Source organism: Methanospirillum sp., from assembly GCF_035560735.1.
Taxonomy (GTDB): Archaea; Halobacteriota; Methanomicrobia; order Methanomicrobiales; family Methanospirillaceae; genus Methanospirillum.
In genome coordinates this window covers 1-2486 of sequence record NZ_DATMYY010000187.1, presented here as the reverse complement: position 1 = coordinate 2486, position 2486 = coordinate 1, and the positions used below count along the sequence as shown (strand labels likewise).

General features: G+C 44.7%; 3 protein-coding genes. 1 reads left to right on the top strand and 2 read right to left on the bottom strand.

The features are described 5' to 3' along the window. Window positions 1-217: hypothetical protein (locus VN429_RS05630; protein ID WP_325630753.1), on the top strand; the 217-nt coding region annotated here is incomplete at its 5' end. A 5-nt stretch (window positions 218-222) separates the two neighbouring features. Here the strand turns inward: VN429_RS05630 and VN429_RS05625 are convergent. Both VN429_RS05625 and VN429_RS05620 read right to left on the bottom strand, forming a co-directional pair. Then, the gene (locus VN429_RS05625; RefSeq protein ID WP_325630749.1) at window positions 223-1143 is read right to left on the bottom strand and encodes a VOC family protein; all 921 of its coding nucleotides are present in this window, start codon (window positions 1141-1143) and stop codon (window positions 223-225) included. Between the two features lie 71 nt (window positions 1144-1214). After that, window positions 1215-2426, bottom strand: coding sequence for a phosphoglycerate kinase (locus VN429_RS05620; RefSeq protein ID WP_325630747.1), 1212 nt, complete (start codon window positions 2424-2426; stop codon window positions 1215-1217). Between the last annotated feature and the right edge of the window lie 60 nt (window positions 2427-2486).

Sequence of the window (2486 nt, the reverse complement as noted above, 5' to 3'; positions counted from 1 at the left end):
GTTGTTCATCTTCATTGGATACTTAAGCGGCTTTCTCTCTCCTCTTAATTCATTAATGCTGCTTTCTGTTCTCATGATTCTCTTTGCCGCATATATTTCACTGACCCGCAAGGATCCGATGACCAAGGTTCCAACCCCTTTGGAGCTTGAGAAGATCAAACGGAGAAGGTATGCCGAAGAGAGCGGAATACGTTATGAAACCGATGAAAAACTCTGACTCTCCTATTTCATAATCTCTATCAAATAACCATCAGGATCCTGCAGGTAATTTCCAGATACCTCTTTGGAATTTGGAGGATGCATTGTGACACATCCTGGTTCACTGATTGCTCCTTCTCCTTTGTAATTCACTGACAGACTCATATGATCAAGTCCATATCCACCGGCTATTGTCGGGGTGCCATCAGGATTTATGACCTGGTACAGGATGATGGCTGGTGATCCATCTGCTGATCCCATCCAGACATATTTCTTTTTCCATTCATTCTGGACAAGGGACTGAGGGGTAATATCAAGCAGACCACATTTTTCCTGGTAAAACCTTCTGCTTGCCTGAATATTATTGACATAGATAACAGCGTATCCAAGACCTGTGATAAATTCCCCTTTCCTATCTGATGATGTTATGAGTTCTATCATCCGCCCGTCAGGATCTTTGATAAAGAGTGAATGATTATTGGAATTTAATGAGTAATCCAGCCCATCTGTCCCAGTGTCTCCATGTTGAAAAATGAGATCTGAGATAGACATATCCCAGGCAAGATCGTCAGTGTCAATATCAGATGTTAGATAACACGAGAATCCATACAGGGTATTTCCGGTCACTGATCTGATGTATCCCTTTTCAGGATGGGTTTGTTGCACCAGAATCAGATTGACTGTCCCATCAGCGGTACTGCAGTGGCAGATATCTGTGAACATCTGTTGATATGCTGAAGGGTTAGCCCGGGTTATGAGGTTCCTTACCAATACAGGGCCCTTTGTAACCAGTGAATGGCCATATTTTAGTCCTGTTGATTGATCTTTAAGTGAAATTGGTTCTGAGACATTCATACGTAGGATTTTTTTATAAAAATCCATGCTTCGCTGCAGGTTTGTCACATACAAAGCAATATGAGTAAGTACTATCTGCTCGTCTCCCATTGGGTTCACAAATTCTCAAATCATATTCTGCGTCAAGAGGAATGAACATGACTATTTGAATCTTAAAAAAGTTATGAAAATTTGGCTGCACTTTTTTCAAGTGCTGCAATTGCAGGAAGTTTTTTTCCGGTCAAAAATTCGATGCATGCCCCGCCGCCGGTTGAGATATGTGTGAACCGTTTATCATATCCCATCTTTTCAATTGCCGCCGCTGTGTGCCCTCCGCCGACCACCGAGAACTGGACATCTGCTGCTGCTTTTATGATATCATAGGTTCCGAGTGCGAAATCGGCCTCTTCAAAGAGTCCTGCCGGTCCGTTCAGGACAACCGTCTTGGAGTTTTTGATGATCTCAAGGCATGACTTCAGTCCTGATCCTCCGATATCTAGAATTGGGCAGTCAGCAGGGATTTGATCCACCGGAACGTCGACACGGACACCGTCTTTGCGGATAGCAACTTCTTCAGGAACAAAGACCTTCTCTCCGAATTCGTCTAATATTGCCTTTGCTATCGCTATCTGGTTATCATATCCAAGCTGGGTGATAAGATCCGCAGAAGGCTTACCAATTGTAACACCCTTAGCTGCAAGAAAGATATTAGCGACTACACCAATGGTAATGACCCGATCAGCGATACCATTTGAAAGTACATGGTGAGCTACATCTATGGAATCATCGACCTTCGTGCCCCCCAAGATGAAGGTGACCGGCCTAGGAGCTCCCTCAAAGACCCGGGAAAGGTTTGAAATCTCCTTCTCCATAAGAAGTCCTGCCACAGATGGCAAAACCTCTGGAAGACCCACTATGGTGGGTTGTGAGCGATGTGCTGTTCCGAAGGCATCGTTTACAAAAATATCTCCCATCTTAGAGAGGTTTCTGATAAGGAGTGTCTTTGCTGATTCTTCTCCGTTGAGCTTCAGATTCTCTTCTGCATTGAACCTGACATTTTCCAGCATAATAACATCGCCGGGCCGGGCATTTCTCACTGCATCCTGGGCTGTATGGCCAAAGATGTCATCGATGAATGTTACCGGTTTTCCCAGGAGCTGTTGGAGCCTGGCCGCATGGGCCTCTAGAGATGTGAAATCTTTTTTTCCCGGCCTGCTCTGATGGGTGACGATGATGCATATCGCATCTCTGAGCGCCTGGATTGTCTTGAGATGTTCCCTGAAGCGTTTGTCATCAAGGATAACTCCTGCCTGGGGATCAATCGGTGAATTGAAGTCAACCCGGAGGAGAATTTTCTTTCGGGAGATGTCAATCTGGGATAAATTTTTAATCATAACAATCAGCGGCCGGCGGCCGATCATAACGAATATCAGTCAGCGTTAATAGTTGATCGC

Bases quoted from the DNA above. Each gene is read 5' to 3' on its own strand.
- VN429_RS05620 (WP_325630747.1), bottom strand. From the start codon at position 2,426: ATGATTAAAAATTTATCCCAGATTGACATCTCCCGAAAGAAAATTCTC.
- VN429_RS05625 (WP_325630749.1), bottom strand. From the start codon at position 1,143: ATGGGAGACGAGCAGATAGTACTTACTCATATTGCTTTGTATGTGACA.